18 protein-coding genes are annotated in these 19,271 nt (G+C 60.4%); all 18 read left to right on the top strand.

Features of this window, described 5'->3' with window-relative positions; all coding sequences use genetic code 11:
* Window positions 1-33: 33 nt before the first annotated feature.
* The 18 genes from JMJ95_RS03500 (at window position 34) to JMJ95_RS03415 (ending at window position 19,268) form a co-directional block, all read left to right on the top strand.
* Window positions 34-1,167, top strand: a complete 1,134-nt coding sequence (locus JMJ95_RS03500) for an ABC transporter substrate-binding protein (protein WP_290682691.1) — start codon at window positions 34-36, stop codon at window positions 1,165-1,167.
* A 97-nt stretch (window positions 1,168-1,264) separates the two neighbouring features.
* Window positions 1,265-2,158, top strand: a complete 894-nt coding sequence (locus tag JMJ95_RS03495; protein ID WP_290682689.1) for a branched-chain amino acid ABC transporter permease — start codon at window positions 1,265-1,267, stop codon at window positions 2,156-2,158.
* Window positions 2,155-3,201, top strand: coding sequence for a branched-chain amino acid ABC transporter permease (locus tag JMJ95_RS03490; protein WP_290682687.1), 1,047 nt, complete (start codon window positions 2,155-2,157; stop codon window positions 3,199-3,201). Before JMJ95_RS03495 ends, JMJ95_RS03490 begins: the two co-directional genes overlap by 4 nt.
* The gene (locus tag JMJ95_RS03485; protein WP_290682685.1) at window positions 3,198-3,992 is read left to right on the top strand and encodes an ABC transporter ATP-binding protein; all 795 of its coding nucleotides are present in this window, start codon (window positions 3,198-3,200) and stop codon (window positions 3,990-3,992) included. The genes JMJ95_RS03490 and JMJ95_RS03485 overlap by 4 nt, the downstream gene beginning before the upstream one ends.
* On the top strand, window positions 3,979-4,698 hold the full coding sequence (locus tag JMJ95_RS03480; RefSeq protein ID WP_290682683.1) for an ABC transporter ATP-binding protein: 720 nt from the start codon (window positions 3,979-3,981) through the stop codon (window positions 4,696-4,698). Before JMJ95_RS03485 ends, JMJ95_RS03480 begins: the two co-directional genes overlap by 14 nt.
* Before the next feature lie 192 nt (window positions 4,699-4,890).
* The gene (gene pgsA, locus JMJ95_RS03475) at window positions 4,891-5,466 is read left to right on the top strand and encodes a CDP-diacylglycerol--glycerol-3-phosphate 3-phosphatidyltransferase (RefSeq protein WP_290682681.1); all 576 of its coding nucleotides are present in this window, start codon (window positions 4,891-4,893) and stop codon (window positions 5,464-5,466) included.
* A gap of 126 nt (window positions 5,467-5,592) precedes the next feature.
* The gene (gene secA, locus JMJ95_RS03470; protein WP_290682679.1) at window positions 5,593-8,262 is read left to right on the top strand and encodes a preprotein translocase subunit SecA; all 2,670 of its coding nucleotides are present in this window, start codon (window positions 5,593-5,595) and stop codon (window positions 8,260-8,262) included.
* Between the two features lie 28 nt (window positions 8,263-8,290).
* Window positions 8,291-10,129, top strand: coding sequence for a hypothetical protein (locus JMJ95_RS03465; protein ID WP_290682677.1), 1,839 nt, complete (start codon window positions 8,291-8,293; stop codon window positions 10,127-10,129).
* A 29-nt stretch (window positions 10,130-10,158) separates the two neighbouring features.
* On the top strand, window positions 10,159-11,835 hold the full coding sequence (gene argS / locus JMJ95_RS03460; protein ID WP_290682675.1) for an arginine--tRNA ligase: 1,677 nt from the start codon (window positions 10,159-10,161) through the stop codon (window positions 11,833-11,835).
* 1 nt (window position 11,836) lies between these two features.
* Complete coding sequence (locus tag JMJ95_RS03455) at window positions 11,837-12,139, top strand: septum formation initiator (RefSeq protein WP_290682673.1); 303 nt, start codon at window positions 11,837-11,839, stop codon at window positions 12,137-12,139.
* A gap of 79 nt (window positions 12,140-12,218) precedes the next feature.
* Window positions 12,219-12,503 carry a 30S ribosomal protein S6 gene (gene rpsF / locus JMJ95_RS03450; RefSeq protein WP_290682672.1) on the top strand — a complete coding sequence of 95 codons (285 nt, stop codon included), beginning with the start codon at window positions 12,219-12,221 and terminating at the stop codon, window positions 12,501-12,503.
* A gap of 12 nt (window positions 12,504-12,515) precedes the next feature.
* Window positions 12,516-13,004, top strand: a complete 489-nt coding sequence (locus JMJ95_RS03445) for a single-stranded DNA-binding protein (protein ID WP_290682671.1) — start codon at window positions 12,516-12,518, stop codon at window positions 13,002-13,004.
* 30 nt (window positions 13,005-13,034) lie between these two features.
* Window positions 13,035-13,319 (top strand): 30S ribosomal protein S18, encoded by a 285-nt coding sequence (rpsR, locus tag JMJ95_RS03440; RefSeq protein WP_290682670.1) that lies wholly within the window; start codon window positions 13,035-13,037, stop codon window positions 13,317-13,319.
* Between the two features lie 118 nt (window positions 13,320-13,437).
* Entirely contained in the window at window positions 13,438-14,415 is a 978-nt protein-coding gene (locus JMJ95_RS03435) for a YybS family protein (protein ID WP_290682668.1), read from the top strand.
* Window positions 14,412-14,858, top strand: coding sequence for a 50S ribosomal protein L9 (rplI, locus tag JMJ95_RS03430; protein ID WP_290682666.1), 447 nt, complete (start codon window positions 14,412-14,414; stop codon window positions 14,856-14,858). Before JMJ95_RS03435 ends, rplI begins: the two co-directional genes overlap by 4 nt.
* A complete protein-coding gene (dnaB, locus tag JMJ95_RS03425) occupies window positions 14,858-16,210 on the top strand; it encodes a replicative DNA helicase (protein WP_290682664.1) in 1,353 nt (450 codons plus the stop codon). Before rplI ends, dnaB begins: the two co-directional genes overlap by 1 nt.
* Window positions 16,211-16,586: 376 nt before the next feature.
* Window positions 16,587-17,483, top strand: a complete 897-nt coding sequence (locus tag JMJ95_RS03420) for a ParB/RepB/Spo0J family partition protein (protein WP_290682662.1) — start codon at window positions 16,587-16,589, stop codon at window positions 17,481-17,483.
* Window positions 17,484-17,489: 6 nt separating this feature from the next.
* Window positions 17,490-19,268: an O-antigen ligase gene (locus JMJ95_RS03415; RefSeq protein WP_290682660.1), complete on the top strand. Its 1,779-nt coding sequence runs from the start codon at window positions 17,490-17,492 to the stop codon at window positions 19,266-19,268.
* Window positions 19,269-19,271: the final 3 nt, after the last annotated feature.

Here is a 19,271-nt window from a genome sequence, read left to right as displayed (position 1 = left end):
TATGTAAACCACATCCGAGGAGGGAATATCCAAATGAAGCTTCGTAACGTACTGCTTGCGGCAATTCTTGTTATGGTTCTTGCGGGAACTGCTTTTGCGGCCGATACCATCAAGATCGGCGTGTATCTTCCCCTGACGGGAAGGACGGCGTTCGGCGGCCAGCTCGAGCTCGAGGGCATCCAGATGGCCCACAAGGAACTGCCCGAACTTCTCGGGAAGAAAGTGGAACTCGTCGTCGTGGACAACAAGACAGACAAGGTCGAAGCGGCGAACGCGGTGAAGCGTCTGGTGGAACGCGACAAGGTCGTCGCGGTCATCGGAACCTACGGCTCCTCCCTCGCCATGGCGGGCGGCGAAGTGGCCGAGGCTGCAGGGATCCCCATGATGGGAACCTCCTGCACCAACCCTCTCGTGACCCAGGGCAAAAAGTACGTCTTCAGGGCCTGCTTCATCGACCCCTTCCAGGGCGCCGGTGCCGCTACCTATGCCATGAAGGACCTCAACCTGAAGAAGGCAGCCCTTCTCGTGGACGTGGCCAACGACTACTGCGTGGGCCTCGCCAGTTTCTTCAAGCAGTCCTACAAGAAGCTCGGCGGCGAAATTGTCTCCGAACTGAAGTACAACTCCGGCGACCAGGACTTCACCGCCCAGCTCACCGAGATCATCAGCAAGAAGCCTGATCTTCTCTTCATCCCCGCCGACTTCGCCGAGGGCGCCATCATCATGAAGCAGGCACGGGAGCTCGGCGCCGAGTTCCAGATCATGGGCGGCGACGCCATGGACAACCCCGAGATCGTGAAGATCGGCGGAGACGCCGTGGAAGGCTTCATCCACACCACCTTCCCCTACGATCCTTCCATGACCGACATGAGCCCGATCGCCAGAACCTTCACCGAGAACTGGAAGAAGGCTCACCCTGAAAAGGACCCCAACGTCAACGCCGCTCTCGGCTACGACTCTTACATGCTCGTCGCCAACGCCATCAAGGTTGCCGGATCCGCCGAACCCGATGCCATCCGCGACGCCCTCGCAAAGACGAAGAACTTCCCCGGCGTCACCGGCAGCAAGACCATCAATGAGACCCACGACGCTGAGAGCCCGGTGGGTATCGTGCAGATCAAGGACGGAAAGAAACTGTTCATCGGAACCGTCGAGCCCGAGATGTAAGGGATCCCCCTTCCTCAAGGTTCGTTCGCACTTCTTTGTCCGGAGGGTGGGGGAACGCCTCCACCCTCCATTTTCTTGAAGTCAGGGGGGAACCTCTATGAGCGGAAGCATGTTTTTCCAGCATCTTTTCAACGCGATAACACTCGGATCTCTCTACGGCCTCATCGCCATCGGATACACCATGGTCTACGGAATTCTCAGGCTCATCAACTTTGCCCACGGAGAAATCTTCATGCTGGGCGCCTACTTTATCTTCTTCGCCATTACACTGCTGCATCTCCCCTGGGGACTGGCCGCGGTCCTTGCCGTGGCCGCCAGCTCCTTCTGCGGTGTCCTTGTGGACAAGATCGCCTACAAGCCCCTCAGGAACGCCCCCCGTATTTCCGCCCTCATCAGCGCCATTGGCGTGTCCTTCTTTATCCAGAACCTCAGCATCGTGATCTTTACCGGTCTTCCTCGACCCGTGTCGCGGCCCGACTGGCTCGTGAAGGTCATCAAGTTCGGAGAAATCCGCATTCTGCCCCTTGCCATCGTCGTCCCCGTGGTGACGCTCTTCCTTGTGCTCGGGCTCCTCTGGATCGTTTACAGAACCAAGCCCGGGCTCGCCATGAGAGCCATCTCGAAGGACATCGAAACCACGAGGCTCATGGGCGTGTCGGTGAACAGGATCATCTCCATCACCTTCGGCATCGGCTCTGCCCTTGCAGCCGCATCGGGTATCATGTGGGCCCTTCGCTATCCCCAGATCCATCCCTTCATGGGCCTCTTCCCGGGCCTGAAAGCCTTCATCGCCGCCGTTTTCGGCGGCATCGGCTCCATCCAGGGGGCGGTGATCGGCGGAATGTTCCTCGGCGTCATCGAAATCATGGCGGTCGCCTTTTTCCCCACCCTGTCGGGATACCGTGACGCTTTCGCCTTCGTACTCCTCATCATCATTCTGCTCATGAAGCCCACAGGGCTCATGGGAGAGAAGCTGGAGGACAAGATATGAATACCCGGACGAGAAACCTCATCCTCAACGGCGTGGCCATCGCGGGTATCGGGGCGTTCATCTGGTGGGCCCAGGGAAACCTGGACGGCTACAAGATCCAGGTGCTCAACCTGATTGCCGTAAACGCCATCCTCGCCCTCAGCCTGAACCTGATCTACGGCTTCACCGGCATGTTTTCCCTCGGCCACGCAGGCTTCATGGCCATAGGTGCCTACGTGTGCGCCCTGCTCATCCTGACCCCTGCCCAGAAGGAGACCATGTGGATCCTCGAGCCTCTCATCTGGCCCCTGTCGGTGATCCAGGCACCCTTCTTTGTGGCGGTGCTCCTGGCGGGGATCATAGCTGCCCTTTGCGGCCTGCTCATCGCCATCCCGGTGCTGCGCCTGGGCGGCGACTACCTCGGCATCGCCACCCTGGGCTTCGCCGAGATAATCCGGGTGGTCCTCACGAACCTCAGCTTCATCACCAACGGCGCCCTGGGGATCAAGGGCATTCCCAACTATGCGAACCTCTGGTGGAATTACGGGTGGCTCCTTCTGACCCTCTTCTTCATCATCAGGCTCGTCAACAGCAACTTCGGCAACGTGCTCAAGGCCATCCGGGACGACGAGATCGCCGCAAAGAACATGGGCATCAACACCTTTTTCTACAGGGTGGTCTCCTTCTCTATCGGCGCATTTTTCGCCGGCGTGGGCGGCGCCCTCATGGGCAGCCTCGTCACCACCATCGACCCGAAGATGTTTGTCTTCACCCTGACCTTCAACGTGCTGATGATCACCGTGGCAGGAGGGCTCGGCTCCATCACGGGCAGTCTGATCGGGAGCGTGGTTATCACGGTGCTCCTCGAATGGCTCAGGATCGTGGAAAACCCCCTGGTAATAGGAGACTTCGAAATACCGGGCATTCCGGGGATGAGAATGGTCATCTTCTCCCTCTCGCTCATCCTCATCATTCTTTTCCGCAGCGAGGGTATCATGGGCATGAGGGAAATAAGCTGGAACCGGCTGTTCGGCCGTTCCGCCCGGGGCGGTGAAGCGAAATGACGACCCAGGAGCCCATACTCCGCATGGAAAACGTGACCATGAAGTTCGGCGGACTGACCGCCGTCAGGGATTTCACCATCGACGTCCCCCGGGGTTCGATCGTGGGGCTGATAGGTCCCAACGGGGCGGGCAAGACCACGGTATTCAATATCGTGACCGGCTTCTACAAACCCACGGAGGGTCGGGTTCTCTTCGACGGCAGGGACATCACCGGTATTCCTCCCCACATGGTGTGCCGGGCGGGGATCTCCCGGACGTTCCAGAATATCCGCCTCTTCTCCAATGAAACGGTCCTTGAGAACGTGATGATAGGATGCCACGTCCGCAGGAAGGCGAAGTGGTGGATGGCCCCCCTTGGGCTTCCCCTTTTCCGCAGGGAGGAGGAGGAAATTCGGAAAAAATCCATGAACCTTCTCGAATCGGTGGGCCTGCTCAGGTATGCTGACGAAAACTCGGCCTCCCTGCCCTACGGCGCCCAGCGGCGGCTGGAGATCGCCAGGGCTCTCGCCACGGATCCGAAATTTCTCCTTCTGGACGAGCCCGCCGCGGGAATGAACCCCCAGGAATCCCGGGAACTGATGCAGTTCATCCGGAACATAAGGGAACGGTTCGGCATCACCATCCTTCTCATCGAACACGACATGAAGGTGGTCATGGGAGTCTGCGAATACATCTGGGTTCTCGACTACGGCGTGAAAATCGCCGAAGGCGGCCCCGACGAAATCCAGTCGGACCAGAGAGTCATCGTGGCCTACCTCGGAGAGGAGTACGTGAAATATGCTGAAAATTGAAGACCTCAACGTATACTACGGGGCCATTCATGCCGTCAAGGGAATTTCCCTCTCCATCCCGCAGGGGAGCATCGTCACCCTCATCGGTGCCAACGGGGCGGGAAAGAGCAGCACCATCCGCGCCGTGGCGGGGCTGGTGAGGAGCGTCAAGGGGAAGATTGTCTACACCCCGCCTGAAGGGGAACCTATAAACCTTGTCGGGAAGGCCCCCGAGGAGATGGTCAAGCTTGGAATCGCCATGAGCCCAGAAGGGCGGCGGATTTTGCCCCACCTTACAGTGGAGGAGAACCTTCAGCTCGGTGCCTTCATCAGAAACGACAGGGACGGGGTGGAGCGTGACCGGGACCATGTGTACGAACTGTTTCCCCGGCTGAAGGAACGGTCCTGGCAGAAAGGGGGAACCCTTTCCGGAGGAGAGCAGCAGATGCTCGCCGTGGGCCGGGCCCTCATGAGCCGGCCTCACCTGGTGATGCTCGACGAACCCTCCCTTGGGCTCGCCCCTCTTCTCGTCAAGGAAGTCTTTGACATCATCGGGGAGATCAATGCCCAGGGCAAGACCGTCCTGCTGGTGGAGCAAAACGCCTTCGCGGCGCTCAAGATCGCATCTTACGCCTATATCCTTGAGGTGGGATCCATCGTCCTCGAGGGCAGGGGAGAGGATCTGCTCAAGGACAGCAGGGTGAAGGAAGCCTACCTCGGCGGCTGACAGCCTGCAAGGAACGCCGGACCGGGAACAGCGGCCCGCAGAGGATGGAAACAGCGGGAGTGCCGCCGGCAGGACGAAGACCGGCGACACTCCCGCTACCTGAAAAACCTGCTGATTGAGGGGGGAAAGGCCCGTTGTCCTTTTCAGCTTCCTATACTAGACTGTGAGGCGAAATGCCGTCACAAGGAGGGTATGCCCGTGAGGAAGAGTGCTTGGAATATTCCCAACATATTGAGTCTTCTGAGGGTCTTTCTTGCTCCCTTGGTGCTTATCTTTCTTACCTTCAAGTTTACCTACCCGGTGTATATCGTGGAAGAGCTCGAACTGCGGGTGACTTTCGGGGACATTCTCGCAGGGACGGTCTTCATCCTTGCCGCTCTCACCGATACCGCAGACGGCTACATCGCCAGGAAAAAGGGCATGGTGACCAACCTGGGCAAGTTCATCGACCCCGTGGCCGACAAGGTTCTCGTCATGGCCGCCCTCGTCTCCCTGGTGGAGCTCCAGCGCATTCCGGCGTGGATAGTGGTGGTGATCCTCTCACGGGATCTCGTCGTCACCGGCGTCCGCATGGTCGCCGCCGCCGAAGGGGTTGTCATCGCCGCCTCCAGGGGAGGCAAGGTCAAGACGGTATTCCAGATCGTGGCCATCTCCATGCTCATTTTCAATCTTCCTTTCGGCATCCAGTTCATGTGGGTCGCCATGATCCTCACCGTCTGGTCCGGCATGGACTACCTCGTCAAGGGCAAGAAACTCTTCACAGACTGAACGTCCTTCTGTCCTTTTTCCGCCGAAATACTTTGACCCCGTGCACTCCCGGAGCATATAATGTCCTGGTGTGAACTGCCGTGGGAAAGTTCACCCCGCGGCCGATCTTTCATTTGAGGTGACGTAATGCTCGATAAACTGAAAAAAGTCCTGGGCCTCGATCCCAATGACCGGGCGCTCAAACGCTACAGGGAAAAGGCGGATGAGATCAACCGCCTCGAGCCCGAAACAGCGGCCCTGTCGGACGAAGAACTCAGGAACAAGGGGCCGGAGTTCAGACGGCGCCTTGAAAGCGGCGAATCCCCCGACGATCTTCTTCCCGAGGTTTTTGCCGTAGTCAGGGAGGTCTCGAAGCGGACCATCGGGCTCCGCCACTTCGATGTCCAGCTCATGGGCGGAATGGCCCTCCACGAGGGAAAAATCACGGAGATGAAGACCGGTGAAGGCAAGACGCTGGTAGCCACCCTGGCGGTGGTGCTCAATGCCCTCTCCGGCAAAGGCGTCCACGTGGTGACGGTGAACGACTATCTCGCCCGCCGGGATGCCGAATGGATGGGGCCCATTTACTCCTTTCTCGGCCTCACGGTCGGCGTCATCTACGCCTACATGGACCAGGCGGAGCGGTTCGCTGCCTACAGGGCGGACATCACCTACGGAACGAACAGCGAATTCGGCTTCGACTACCTTAGGGACAACATGGCCACTTCGGAGGACCACATCGTCCAGCGGGGACATTCCTACTGCATCGTGGACGAGGTGGACTCCATCCTCATAGACGAGGCGCGGACCCCGCTGATCATCTCCGGCCCCTCCGACGACAACGTGGATATGTACACCCTGTCCGACCGGGTGGCCCGGCAGCTCCGGGAGGGTCGGGACTACGAAAAGGACGAGAAGGAACGGAACGTGGTTATGACGGAAGAGGGCATCGCCAGGTGCGAGGAACTTCTGAAGATGCCGGATCTCTTCTCCGACGCCGCCCACTCGGACCTGGCCCACAGGATAGTCCAGGCCCTCAAAGCCCACGTTCTCTTCCAGAAGGACGTCCATTACGTGGTCAAAGACGGGGAGATTCTCATCGTCGACGAATTCACCGGCAGGCTCATGATGGGACGGCGGTACTCCGACGGACTCCACCAGGCCATTGAGGCCAAGGAGGGAGTCAAGGTGGGCAGGGAGAGCCAGACCCTTGCCACCATCACCCTGCAGAATTATTTCCGCATGTACCGCAAACTGGCGGGCATGACGGGAACCGCCGCCACCGAGGCCGAGGAGTTCAAGGAAATCTACGGTCTCGAGGTCATCGTGGTCCCCACCAACGTGGACATGATCAGGAACGACTATCCCGACGTCATCTACCGCACGGTGGCCGAAAAGTTCGCCGCCGTGGCCGACGAGATACAGGAGTCTCACTCCCTGGGCTGCCCGGTCCTCGTGGGCACCACCTCCATCGAAAACTCCGAGAGGATCAGCAAACTCCTGAAGTCCCGGAAGGTCCCCCACCAGGTGCTGAACGCCAAGCACCACGAGAGGGAAGCCCAGATCGTGGCCCAGGCCGGCCATCTCGGGGCAGTCACTGTGGCCACGAACATGGCGGGCCGCGGAACGGACATCCTTCTCGGCGGCAATCCCGAGTTCCTGGCCAAGGAAGCTCTCAGGTCGGAGAATCGCGACCCCTCGAAGGAACAGGAGGTCTACGCCTCTCTCCTGGAGAAATTCCGGGAGCAGTGCCGCGCGGAGCGGGAGCGGGTAAAGGAGCTCGGCGGACTGAAGATCATCGGCACGGAGCGCCACGAGGCCCGGAGGATCGACAACCAGCTCCGGGGACGGGCCGGGCGGCAGGGGGATCCCGGTTCGAGCCGGTTCTACCTCTCCCTTGAGGACGATCTCCTTCGCCTCTTCGGTTCGGAGAGGATCCAGGGGCTGATGGAGAAGCTGGGGATGGAGGAGGGGGAGTCCATCGAACACCCCCTTCTTACCAGGGCCATCGCCTCCGCCCAGAAAAAGGTGGAGGAGATGCACTTCGACATACGGAAGCAGCTCCTCGCCTACGACAACGTGATGAACCGGCAGCGGGAGGCCGTCTATGCCGAGAGGCAGCAGATTCTCTCGGACGACGGCATCGTGGACCGCGTCTGGGAAGTGATCGACGGCGTGGTGGAGGATATCCTCGAGAAGTACTTCCCCGAGGAAGGGGAGTCCGATCCGGTACGGGCCCAGGCCAGGCTGAAGGCCATATTCGGTCCGGGGCTCGAGGGGCATCTCGAGGGAGTGGACAACCCCAGAGACATGCTCGGCCGGAAAGACGGCTTGAAGGAGGAGATCCGGGGCCGCTTCCTCAGCAAGGTAGAAACCTTCGGTGAGGAGGGAGGAGATCTTCTGCGGTTTCTCATCCTCCACACCCTGGACAACGGCTGGAAGGATCACCTGCTGGCCATGGACGAGCTGCGCCGGGGAATCGGACTCAGGGCCATCGGCCAGAAGGACCCCCTCCTGGAGTACCAGTTCGAATCCTACAACCTGTTCCAGGAAATGATGGAGCGGGTCAGGGAATCGGTGGCGGAACTCGTCTTCAGGGTGCGGGTGGTGTCCGACACGGGCAGGGGCAGATCCGCGGAACTGAGGGAGAGCCGGGAGTTCGTCCTTCCCTTCAGCGGCGGGAGCGCCGAACGGCCCGCACCGGCTGGAGAGGGGCCCCGGAAGCCGGTGCGAAAAGGCCCCAAGGTGGGACGGAACGATCCCTGCCCGTGCGGCAGCGGAAAAAAATACAAGTATTGCTGCGGCGCCGGAAAGTAGGTCCGGGCGCGGGAAAGGGGATGGAAGCATGACAATGAAGATCAGAAGTGCCTGCCCGGGAGCTGTCCCGTTTATTGCGGCTCTTCTTTTGGCGTTTTTCTTCGCGGGAGGGACCGTTGCCTATGGCGCCGGCCCTGCGCTGAATATCCCCAGGATGATTCAGGAATGCCCCCACTTCTCCGACTATCCCGGGAGCGATGGGGTGATCTGGCTGAAGGACTTGGAGTATTCCCTCGGAGCCGACGGCTCCATGACCCGGAAGACCACCATGGTCATTCTTGCCCGGCGCGGCATCGACGACCGCTGGACCCGGTGGAGCATTCCCGTTCACGAGGGAGGAACCGCCGAGATTCTCTCCGCCGCGCTCTACGACCCCGGGTCGGGACGGATTCTCAGCCCTGTTCCCCCGAGGAGGGGGCAGGTGAACGGCATCGCCTTCACCGAGGTTCTTTTTCCCGATATCGAGGACGAGTTCATCATCGTTCTTTCCCTGCGGGAAGCCCTCCCGAAGCGGTTCGCCGTGGAGGATTTCCTGTGGATCAACGAGACGCTGCCCCTCTGGGAGCAGAGGGTCGCCGTGAATGTTCCCGCCGGAATGGAGCTTTCCGTTGTCTCCGAAGGAGCGGGCGAACCCCGGAGGGAGAAGGCCGCCGGCGGAGAGCGGTACACCTGGCAGGTGCTGAACAGTCCCCCATGGAGCGGAAGAACCCTCAAAAGCGACGACCGCGCCTTTCTCTCCTTCAGCACCCGGAAGGGGACGGACGCCTTGGCGAGGTACCTGGGCTCCCTGGAGAGCCTTCTTGTGCCCCAGCCCCCCGCGGCGGTGCGGAATATTCTTGATCAGGCCAATGGGCTGAAGGCGGGACAGGGGCTTATCGAATGGATGAACCGTGCGCCGGGGTTCGCCCAGGGATTCCCTCCCTCTTTCGTCCGGCCGGACATCCCCGGCGAAGGGCCCTGGACCGACTGGGAGAAGGTCCTTCTTCTGCACCGCTGGATCCGGAAGGCCGGCTGGGAGAGCAGGATTCACTGGCTGACCGCCCACCCTTTCGACCCATCCTCTCCAGCGCCTGAAGCGGCGGTGATCCGCCCCGTGGTGGAGCTCAACATCTCCGGAATTTCCCCGTTCTACTGCGATCTGGAGCAGGGCAGCAGCCCCAGCGAGACGCCGCCGTCCCTCTGGGGCAAGCATCTCTATACGGCCTCGGGCAGCGGCCTCGAGGGACGGACTGTCTCCGGCAGCTCCGCCGCCGAGCACCGCCTTTCCGTGGAGTGGGTTCTCGATCTTGACGTGAACGGGGTTGCCTCGGGCAAGGCGGATATCTTTGTCCGCAACGGATGGGTCGGATTTTTCTTCCCCGGGGGAAGGCCGACCGAACATTCCATAGACCGCCTCGCGGCGGAACTGTTCCCGGGGATGCGCTTCCCGGCAGGGAGTGCGTCCTTCACCCCCATCAAGTACGGATGGAAGATCACCCTTCCCGCCGAACCAAGGCAGTCCATCGTGAGCGGCGGGGCCATGCTCGTCCCCTTCCCGGGGGCGACGCCGCCGTGGCTCGGCGAGCTGGGACGATCCTCCGGTGAATACCGGATGCGTTTCCCCTTCGTGGTGGAACAGAGCTTCACCCTGAAACTGCCCCCGAAAGCGGACATGGTCACGATGCCTGTGTCGGTGAACCGGACGCTCGACAGGGTGAAATACGAGGAATCAGTGTACCACAACAGGCGGCGGAACACCCTGTCCGCCGGGACGAAAATCGTTCTCAGCACGGACGAGATAAACGACAGCGTCGGAAGGAGCCTGGCCGAATCGGTTCAGCAATGGATGGCCTATGCTTCCAAAACCCTTCCCCTGCGGGTTAAATAGTCTCAGAGATTTTGTGGAGGTGGCAGTGTATGGGTGATGTTACGGCAACCCTTCGGCGAATCGTCGAAGGAGCCCTTCGGGAAGTCGCGGCGGAAAAGGGTATTTCCGTCTCCGAACTGCCCGAAATTGTGTTCGAGAAGCCGAAGCGGGAAAACCAGGGGGATCTTTCCACAAACTGCGCCATGCAGATGAGCAGGCATTTCGGAGAAAAACCCCTGGCTCTGGCCGAAAAAATAGTGGCACGGCTCTCCCCCGGCCCGTACCTGGAAAAGGTCGAGACGGCGGGACCCGGGTTTATCAACTTTTTTCTCTCGTCCGGGTGGATGGGGGAGACCCTTGCCGAGATTCTCGCCCGGGGAAAGGACTATGGTTCGTCAAATCTCGGCGGAGGCAAAAGAGTCCAGGTCGAATTCGTGAGTGCCAACCCTACCGGCCCTCTTCACGTGGGGCACGGACGGGGCGCCGCCGTGGGCGACATCATCGCCAGTATCCTGAAGTTCACGGGCTGGGATGTGCAGCGGGAGTACTACATCAACGACGCCGGGCTCCAGATGGATATCCTCGGCCGCTCCACCCAGTCACGCTACTTCGAGATCGCCGGCAGTCCGGAGAAGGCCCCCTTCCCGTCGGACGGGTACAAGGGCGGCTACATCTACGACATCGCCGGGGCGGTCAGGGAGCGCGAAGGCGACCGGTTTCTCGCCCTTCCCCCGGAGGAGAGCCTTCCCTTCTTCAAGGCTTTCGCCGCCGACACGATCCTCGCCACCATCAAGAAGGATCTCGCCGACTTCGGGGTGGTCTTCGACGTGTGGTTTTCCGAGAAGAGCCTGTATGAGCGGAATCTCGTTCCATCTGCCATGGAAACCCTGAAGAGCCGGGGCTTCGCCTTCGAGCGGGACGGCGCCCTCTGGTTCAAGTCCACCGACTTCACCGACGAAAAGGACCGGGTGCTCATCCGGAGCAACGGAGTCCCCACCTACTTTGCCTCCGACATCACCTACCACAAGGAAAAGTTCGACCGGGGATTCGACCGGGTCATCGACATCTGGGGGGCGGACCACCACGGTTACGTTCCCAGGATGAAGGCGGGGGTGGAATCCCTCGGAAGAAACCCCGAAGACCTGGACATCCTCCTCATCCAGTTCGTGAACCTCCTGCGGGATGGCCGGCAGGTGGCCATGTCGACCCGCTCCGGCGAGTTCGTCACCCTCAGGGATGTTATGGACGAGGTCGGCGTGGACGCCGCACGGTTCTTCTTCGTCATGCGCCGGAGCGATTCCCATCTCGACTTTGACCTCGAACTGGCGAAGCAGGCCTCCAACGACAACCCGGTCTATTACGTCCAGTACGCCCACGCCAGGATCTGCAGCGTTCTTCGCGAGGCCGAAGCCCGGGGGATCGCCGTCCCTGCAGGAGCGGATATCCCGGAGGGGATCTTAGGATCCGATGAGGAAAAGAAGCTTCTCTCCCGGCTCGCCGACTTCCCGAAGGAGGTCGAAAAGGCATCGAAGGACCTGGCCCCCCATATTCTGGTGAACTACGTCTCGGACCTCGCAGGCGACTTTCACTCCTTCTACAACGCAAACCGGGTGCTCGGCGAGGAAGAGTCGGTCATGAAGGCCCGGCTGCTCCTGATGAAAGCCGCCGGAACGGTCATTTCGACCGTCCTCGGTCTCCTTGGCGTGGCGGCTCCGGAAAGGATGTAATATGCTCCGGCTCAGGTGGATACTCCTGGCTGCCGCAGTTTTCCTTTTTACGGCGATCATGGGAACGGCCTACTTCCTTGAATTCCGGAAGATAGGCCGCCTCACGGCGCTGGCGGACGAAAGGATGGCGGTGCTGGTCTCCATGAGCCGGTCGGTTCAGGAACTCCGGGAAAAGGTGGCCTTTTACAGCACTCCCGAGGGAGTGGCCCATCTCGCACGGGAGCAGTACAACCTTTCCTTTCCGGGAGAGACGGTGTTCAAGATCGAAGTGAAGAAGAATTCCTTGCCTCAGGAGAAGCGATAGGGTATAATTCCGGGGCAAGTTTTTCCCTGCCCTTTCCGCGGGAAGGGGCCAAAAGTCCAAAGGGAGGAGGTGAAGGAACGTGCGGCCATATGAAATGATGGTGCTTGTGAGCGCCGAGATCGAGGATCCGAAAGAAGAGATCGCGAAGGTCGAGGAGGTCGTGCGCAATCTTGGCGGAGAGGTGGCCAAGACCGATTTCTGGGGGAAAAGGCGTCTTGCCTATCCCATCGACAAGAAAACGGAAGGCTTCTACGCCGTGTGCAATTTTTCGCTCAACCCGGACCAGCTCGTTGAGCTCAACCGTGTTATGGGACTGCGCCCGAATATTTATCGTCAGATGACAGTCCGTCTTGAAGAAAAATAAGGAGGCAGCACCGTGGCGAGAGGATTCAACAAGGTCATTCTGATGGGCAACCTTGCCCGGGATCCGGAGATACGCTATTCAGTGGACAAACGGGCCATGGCCCGTTTTGCCGTGGCAGTGAACAATACCTGGAAGGACAGGAACGGCGAACTGCAGGAGAGCGTCGACTTTATTCCCGTGGTCGTCTGGGGACCTGCCGCTGAAAACTGCGAGCGGTATCTCAAGAAGGGCAGCCCGGTTCTCGTGGAAGGCCGGATCCAGGTCCGGAGCTATGAGGCGAAGGATGGCTCAGGCAAACGGTACGCCACAGATGTCGTCGCCTCGGGGGTGACGTTCCTCGGGTCGAAGCGGCAGGACGAATCGTCATCCGGCTCCTTCGGCGGCGACGCGGGATATGGGGACAGCGTCCGCAAGGACCGCCGCTTCAGCTCCCAGGACGAGGAATTCCCCATAGATATTTCCGAGGTGCAGAACGAAGAGGATGCGGATATCCCCTTCTAGCAGAGAGGTTTTGAAGGAGGACAGTGCACAATGGCTGTGAATGAAGGCAGAAGCGAAGGCAGAGGACCCGGCGGCCCGGGAGGCCGCGGCGGCAGGAGAGGCGGGAAGCGCCGGCCGAAGGTATGTTTCTTCTGCGTGGACAAAATAAAGCACGTGGACTACAAAGATGTTGAAAAGCTCCGCAAGTACGTCAGCGAGAGGGGAAAAATCATGCCCCGCCGCGTGACGGGAAACTGCGCGAAGCACCAGCGCCAGCTAACCGAAGCGATCAAGCGGGCGAGATACATGGCCCTTCTCCCCTTCTCCGTGGAGTAAGGCTTCGCAGCGGAACGACGTCCTTTTTCGGGGGAGGAGCCCAGCTTCTCCTCCGAAATTTTTATGTTCCCCGAACCGGCCTTCCGGCTTCAGGGCGATGTGAAAGGAGGCCAAAAAAGTGACCCCCACACGAAGCCTGGTGGAATCGTCCCTCCTTGCGGGCCTTGCCGTGATCCTCTTTCTGGCGGCCCATTTTCTCCCCTTCGTCGGGGCGGCGTTCTCCCTGCTCACCCCCGCTCCCCTCGTGATACTCGGCCTGCGCCATGACCTGAAAAAGGCCGCTCTCGGCCTGGCTATAGGCACCATGCTCACCGCCGTATTCCTCGGCCCCCTGTCCTCTCTTTTCTTTCTTCTCGGGTTCGGCGTTCTGGGCATAGGTCTCGGATTCCTGGCCAGGCGGTGCTCTTCCGGCGTGGAAGTGATGCTCTTCGGCATCCTCCTCTCCCTTGGAAGCAAACTCCTTCTCATGGTCATCGCCGCCCGGGTGACGGGCATCAACCCCTTCCAGCTCGACGGGGCGGAGATGCAGGCCATGGTTGACAGGATCTTCGGCTTTTACGAATCTACGGGAATGTCCCGGGAATCCCTGTCGGCGGTGAAGGAACAGTTTTCCCAAGCCATCCGGGTGCTCCCCGTCATTTTCCCCACCATTCTCTGCATGTCGGCGGCCCTGGACTGCTATCTCAGCTACATTGCGAGCAGTTTCGTCCTGAAGCGGATCGGCGGAACCTCCCTTCCTCCCCTGCCGCCCTTCTCCCGGTGGAGGTTCCCAAAGAGCGTCTTCGGCGCCCTTCTGGTGTCGGTGCTTCTTTCCGCCTTCGGGGCGCGGGGAGGGGAATGGAACATGGCGATGCGCATCGGCACCAACGTCAGGATGCTCGTGAACTTTTTGTTCCTCTTCCAGGGACTCTCCCTCTACTGGTATTACCTTGGGGGAGGGGACAGTCCCCACCGGGGGCCGGGCCGTTTCTTCAGGACCGTTGCTATAATAGTGGCGGTTCTCGTGCCTATGCTTTCCACCGCTACCGTCATGGTGGGTATAGCGGATATGTGGCTTGATTTTCGAACCCGTTTCAGGAGGAATGATGAACGATGAAGGTTATTTTGAAGCAGGACGTGAACAAGATCGGAGCCGCAGGCGAGCTGGTCGAGACTTCTGACGGCTACGCCCGGAATTTTCTCTTCCCGAAGGGACTTGCCGAGGAGGCCACCCCGGAACGCCTGAAAGAGTGGAAAGAGCGAAAGGACGCGAAGAAGAAAAAAGATGAAAAACTGAAAAACGAGGCCCGGGAGCTTCAGAAACGCCTCTCCGGGAAAGTCGTCCGGGTACGGGCGAGCACCGGCGAGACGGGCAAGCTCTTCGGCAGCGTTACCGCCGCGGCGGTGGCGGAGAACTTGGCGGCCCAGCATTCCGCCTCGGTGGACAAGCGGGATATCAGGATGCCCGATACGGTAAAACAGACGGGGAGCTATACCTTCACCGTCCGCCTCTATCCCGGCATCGAGGCGGAGATGACCCTCACCGTCGAGAGCGAATAATGGCCGCCCTCCCGTCGTGGGACAGAACGCCCCCCGTCTCACCGGAGGCGGAGCGCGCAGCTCTCGGCGCATGTCTCATGGACCGGGAGGCGCTCAATATCGTCCTTGAAGTTCTTCAGCCGGAGGATTTTTACGATCTGAACCACCGGGCCGCCTACGAGGTCATCTACGAGATGGCCCAGAGGGACAAGCCGGTGGATCCCCTGACCTTCCTGGAGGAACTCGCCAGGCAGGGAAAAAGCGAACGACTGGGGGGGCAGCCCTTTGTGGCCTCCCTGGTGGACGGCGTCCCCACAACGGCAAACGTGGAATACCATGCGGGCATCGTGCGGGACAAGGCCATCCACAGGCGGCTCATCTCCGCAGGGAACACCATAGTCAAGCTCGGCTATTCCGAGGAGCTGGACGTGGACGAGGTCCTCGAGGAAGCGGAGCGGGCGGTGTTCGAGATCGCCCAGAAGAGGAACACCACCAACTTCCGGCACATCGGCGAGGTTCTCGGCAAGACCTTCCTCCAGATCGAGGAGCAGTACAACCGTTCGGACCAGGACGTGGCGGGCTTCAATTCCGGCTTCTACGAGCTCGACAGGCTCGTGGGCGGATTCCAGCCGGGAAGCCTGAATATCGTGGCTGCCCGTCCCTCCATGGGAAAAACGGCCTTCGCCATCAACATCGCCCAATTCGGCGGCCAGGGAATGAACCGCCCGGTGCTTATCTTCAGCCTGGAAATGGGCGCGGAGCAGCTTGTCCAGCGAATGCTCGGCGCCGAAGCCAGGATCAACATCCACGACCTCCGGAACGGCTCCTTTCCCAAGTCTTCCTGGGAGACCCTGGCAGAAGCGGCCGGAAGGCTCGCCGAGGCTCCGATCTACATTGACGACAGCTCCATGCTCTCCACCCTGGAGCTCCGGGCGCGGTGCCGCCGCTTCAAATCCAGGCACAAGGACCTCGGGCTTGTCGTGGTGGACTACCTTCAGCTCATGAGCTCTTCGAAGCGTATCGAGAACAAGCAGCAGGAAGTGGCGGAAATTTCCCGGGGGCTCAAGGGCGTGGCCAGGGAACTGGAAGTCCCCGTCATCGCCCTCTCCCAGCTCTCACGGGCGGTGGAGCAGCGGACGGAAAAAAAACCCCAGCTCTCCGACCTGCGGGACAGCGGCGCCATCGAGCAGGACGCCGACACTGTCATGCTGCTGTACCGCCCCGGCTATTACGAGGCGGGCGCCCCGGGGGAGGAAGACGACAACAGGGCGTTCATCAACCTGGCCAAGCACAGGAACGGTCCCACAGGCGAGATCTCCCTCGTTTTCCTCCGGGAGTACACCCGGTTTGTAAATGCCGACCGTTCCTATTGATCCTAAAACCTCAGTTTTTCAGGCAGAGGGGGTATCGTCGGGCATACGGTGAATTCGCCCTCCCCAGGGGCGAAGAGATCTCGCTCCGCGCTCTTTGCGGAGAGGCCCCTGGGGAAGGGCGCCTGAGGGGAGAGAAACCGGCACGGATGTCGGTTTCACAAGCAGGCAACCGGCGAACGCAGGGAACCGCGGGACTCGCTTGGGCAGTTGTCACGAACGACAATCTGCACCCCCCGCCCAAGCGAGTTCCGGTGACACTCCCCACTGCCTGCGGATTTAGGTTTAAGTTGATTTCCCTTGATAGGGCGGCGCACGGTGGAGTAGAATGCTTGTAAAACTTTTTCTTCGTCCAAGCTTTGGAAACCGGAGGAACGACATGGCGGGAGTCCTGAATTTTTTGAGGAGTGGCATGGGGAAGGAAAAAGATGCCGGACAGAATCTTCCGGAGGATGGACAGGCCATGCGGCTCACCGAAATACCGGTCGATTTGATCAGCCCTAACCCGGCCCAGCCTCGCCGGCATTTCGACGAGGGGGACCTGGACGATCTTGCGGCCTCCATTTCCCAGGTGGGCATTATCCAGCCCGTGGTGGTGCTCGCCGTGGAATCGGGCTATGAGCTCGTGGTGGGGGAACGGAGGCTTCGGGCGGCAAAGAAGGCCGGTCTTTCCACCATCCCGGCCATCGTCACCGAGGCCGGCCCGGGAGAACAGCAGATCCTGGCACTCGTGGAAAACATCCACAGGAGCAACCTCTCCGCTGTGGAGGAAGCCGCCGGCCTTCAGGCCATCATGGAGCGCTCAGGGTGGACCCAGACGGAGCTTGCGGGAAAGCTGGGGCGCTCTCAATCTTCCGTGGCGAACAAACTCCGCCTTCTTCGGCTTGAAGAACCGGTCCAGCGTCTTGTCATGGAGGGAAAACTGGGTGAACGACAGGCCCGGGCGCTTCTGTCCCTCCCCCCGGAAGACCAGATTGCCCTCGCCATGGAGGCGGCTGAGGAAAACATGGCCGCCGGCGAGGTGGAGCAGAGGGTGAAGGTCCGTGCGCCCGCTTCGTCGAAACTCGGGAAGAAGAGGATGAAAAAGAACCCCCTTTCCTTTGCTGGGCCCGACGGCCCTATCGGGGAGATCCTCCGGGACGTGGCCGCCCTGGTCGAACAGAACAGGAAAAAGGGAATACCAGTGGTCTGGAAGGTGAAAGAACTCGCTCAGCGGGAAATCGTGGTGGAACTCGTGGTGGAACTCAAGGAAGATATGGGGGAGACGGAGGAATGACGCAGAATGAATGAATCGCTGAAAAGCGGGAGCAGCCTTTCCACGCCTGAGGAACCGGACTCGCTCCTCCTTCACGGTTTTTTTTTCTCCCTTGTGCTCTTTGTCTCCCTCGTGCTGCCGAACCTTGTCTTTTCCGGCCCCTACTTCTATTCCACCCTCCATCTCATGAAATGGGCGGTCGCCCTGGTTCCCGTGGCACTCTGCGGTCTCCTGGCCGGATTGTCGGTCGCCGCCCGGGGCACGGTCCGCACCGCCTTCAGCATTGACGGATTCGCCGTGATCTGGCTTCTGCTGCTCCTCTACGTGACGGCCCAGCCCTTTTGGTCCGGGCTCCGGTCCCCCGAAACCTTTTTCCAGGAATGGTTTTTCTTCGCTTCCCTCTGGCTCGTCTACATCCTCACCTCCCGGCTCGCCGGAAGACGGCTGCTCCGGGCCCTTTTCTGGGGATGCCTTGTCAACTGTGCCGTGAGTGTTGTCTTTGCCGAGCTCCAGGTCCGGGAAACCGTGAACCTTCCGTTCTTCATCCTTCCCACCCCCGGCCATTACATCGCCAACACGGGACAACAGAACATGTTCGCCCTCTGGCTCTCCCTCGGTGGCCTGAACGGCACGTTCCTGTTCTTTTCCTCCGAAAAAAACGGAAAGATCACCCGGGCCCTTCTCACCATGCTTCTTGCCGTCACCTTCTGGGGCCTGATCTCCACCACCAGCCGCTCGGGGATCCTCGCCTTCTTCACTGGGTTTGCGGTGCTCTCCTGCTACTACCTCCGGAACCTCGGCAGGAAGAACCTGGGTAAAGTCCTCGCCGTGGCAGCCCTCTTCTGCGCCGTTCTCGGCGTCAACCTGGTCCTCAACGAGGGGCGGTGGGGCATCCTGATGCACAAGATGGACGACGTGCTGAAAAACCCCCTTTCCATCGCCAACCGGGACAGCATCTGGGCCACCTCGTGGACCATGTACGCCGCACGACCTCTGAGGGGAGTGGGGCTCGGGCAGTACAAGTGGCATTACCTGGACTCCCAGAGGGAGATGCTGAAACGGTGGCCGCGGATGAAATGGCAGTACACCCACTGGGCCCACAACGAGTTTCTCCAGTGGTTCGCCGAAACGGGTACCGTCGGCGGGCTGCTTATGGTGTTTCTCTGGGGATGGTGGGCGATTTCCGCCTTTTCCGCGTTTCTTCGCAAGAAAATCCATTCCCCGGAGGCGTATTGGGGGAGTGCCATGGTTGCCCTTTTCCTCTTCAACGCCCTGTGGACTCGCCCCTTCCACCGCATAGAGAACGTCCTCTGGCTCTCTCTCGCCTTCGCCGCAGCCAACAGGGAGATGCTTCATCCCCTTTTCGACGCCCCGCCCCCTGAGGATTTCCAGAAAGGCGGCCGTCTCTTGGGCGGGGTGATGGCGGCGGTCTGCCTTATAGGCCTCGTCTATTTCGGCTCCGGGGTCTGGGGTGACCGGATGCTCCGCCTGGCGTCGGACGCGGACGATCCGGCCGTGAGCGAACAGTTTTTCTCCAGGGCACTTTCCGCGCCCATGGTCCGGGATCTCGCGGAGAAGGAACGGGCCTATTTTCTTATCTCCCTGGGGCAGGAGCGGAAGGACCCCGAAATTGTGTCCGAAGGATTGAACAGTCTCATGGCCTGCTTCGGCAGACAGCCCCACGTCCGGGAGCTTAATTACCTCAAGGAGTGGAGTCGGAGGCTGGAAAACGTTCCGCTCTACGACGAGTTTTCGTCCTACGGCGGCCCCGTGTCGGGACAGCCGCCGGAAAAATGGGAGAGATAAGGA

The organism is Aminivibrio sp. (assembly GCF_016756745.1).
Lineage (GTDB): Bacteria > Synergistota > Synergistia > Synergistales > Aminobacteriaceae > Aminivibrio.
This window is presented reverse-complemented; position numbering and strand designations above follow the sequence as displayed.

What these genes read in the sequence shown, in the direction of transcription:
- dnaB (WP_290682664.1), top strand. Translation starts at nt 14,858, where the DNA reads ATGGCCGCCCTCCCGTCGTGGGACAGAACGCCCCCCGTCTCACCGGAG.
- JMJ95_RS03485 (WP_290682685.1), top strand. Translation starts at nt 3,198, where the DNA reads ATGACGACCCAGGAGCCCATACTCCGCATGGAAAACGTGACCATGAAG.
- JMJ95_RS03415 (WP_290682660.1), top strand. Translation starts at nt 17,490, where the DNA reads ATGAATGAATCGCTGAAAAGCGGGAGCAGCCTTTCCACGCCTGAGGAA.
- JMJ95_RS03480 (WP_290682683.1), top strand. Translation starts at nt 3,979, where the DNA reads ATGCTGAAAATTGAAGACCTCAACGTATACTACGGGGCCATTCATGCC.
- rpsR (WP_290682670.1), top strand. Translation starts at nt 13,035, where the DNA reads ATGGCTGTGAATGAAGGCAGAAGCGAAGGCAGAGGACCCGGCGGCCCG.
- argS (WP_290682675.1), top strand. Translation starts at nt 10,159, where the DNA reads ATGGGTGATGTTACGGCAACCCTTCGGCGAATCGTCGAAGGAGCCCTT.
- pgsA (WP_290682681.1), top strand. Translation starts at nt 4,891, where the DNA reads ATGCCCGTGAGGAAGAGTGCTTGGAATATTCCCAACATATTGAGTCTT.
- JMJ95_RS03465 (WP_290682677.1), top strand. Translation starts at nt 8,291, where the DNA reads ATGACAATGAAGATCAGAAGTGCCTGCCCGGGAGCTGTCCCGTTTATT.
- JMJ95_RS03500 (WP_290682691.1), top strand. Translation starts at nt 34, where the DNA reads ATGAAGCTTCGTAACGTACTGCTTGCGGCAATTCTTGTTATGGTTCTT.
- rplI (WP_290682666.1), top strand. Translation starts at nt 14,412, where the DNA reads ATGAAGGTTATTTTGAAGCAGGACGTGAACAAGATCGGAGCCGCAGGC.
- JMJ95_RS03420 (WP_290682662.1), top strand. Translation starts at nt 16,587, where the DNA reads ATGGCGGGAGTCCTGAATTTTTTGAGGAGTGGCATGGGGAAGGAAAAA.
- JMJ95_RS03455 (WP_290682673.1), top strand. Translation starts at nt 11,837, where the DNA reads ATGCTCCGGCTCAGGTGGATACTCCTGGCTGCCGCAGTTTTCCTTTTT.
- JMJ95_RS03490 (WP_290682687.1), top strand. Translation starts at nt 2,155, where the DNA reads ATGAATACCCGGACGAGAAACCTCATCCTCAACGGCGTGGCCATCGCG.
- JMJ95_RS03495 (WP_290682689.1), top strand. Translation starts at nt 1,265, where the DNA reads ATGAGCGGAAGCATGTTTTTCCAGCATCTTTTCAACGCGATAACACTC.
- secA (WP_290682679.1), top strand. Translation starts at nt 5,593, where the DNA reads ATGCTCGATAAACTGAAAAAAGTCCTGGGCCTCGATCCCAATGACCGG.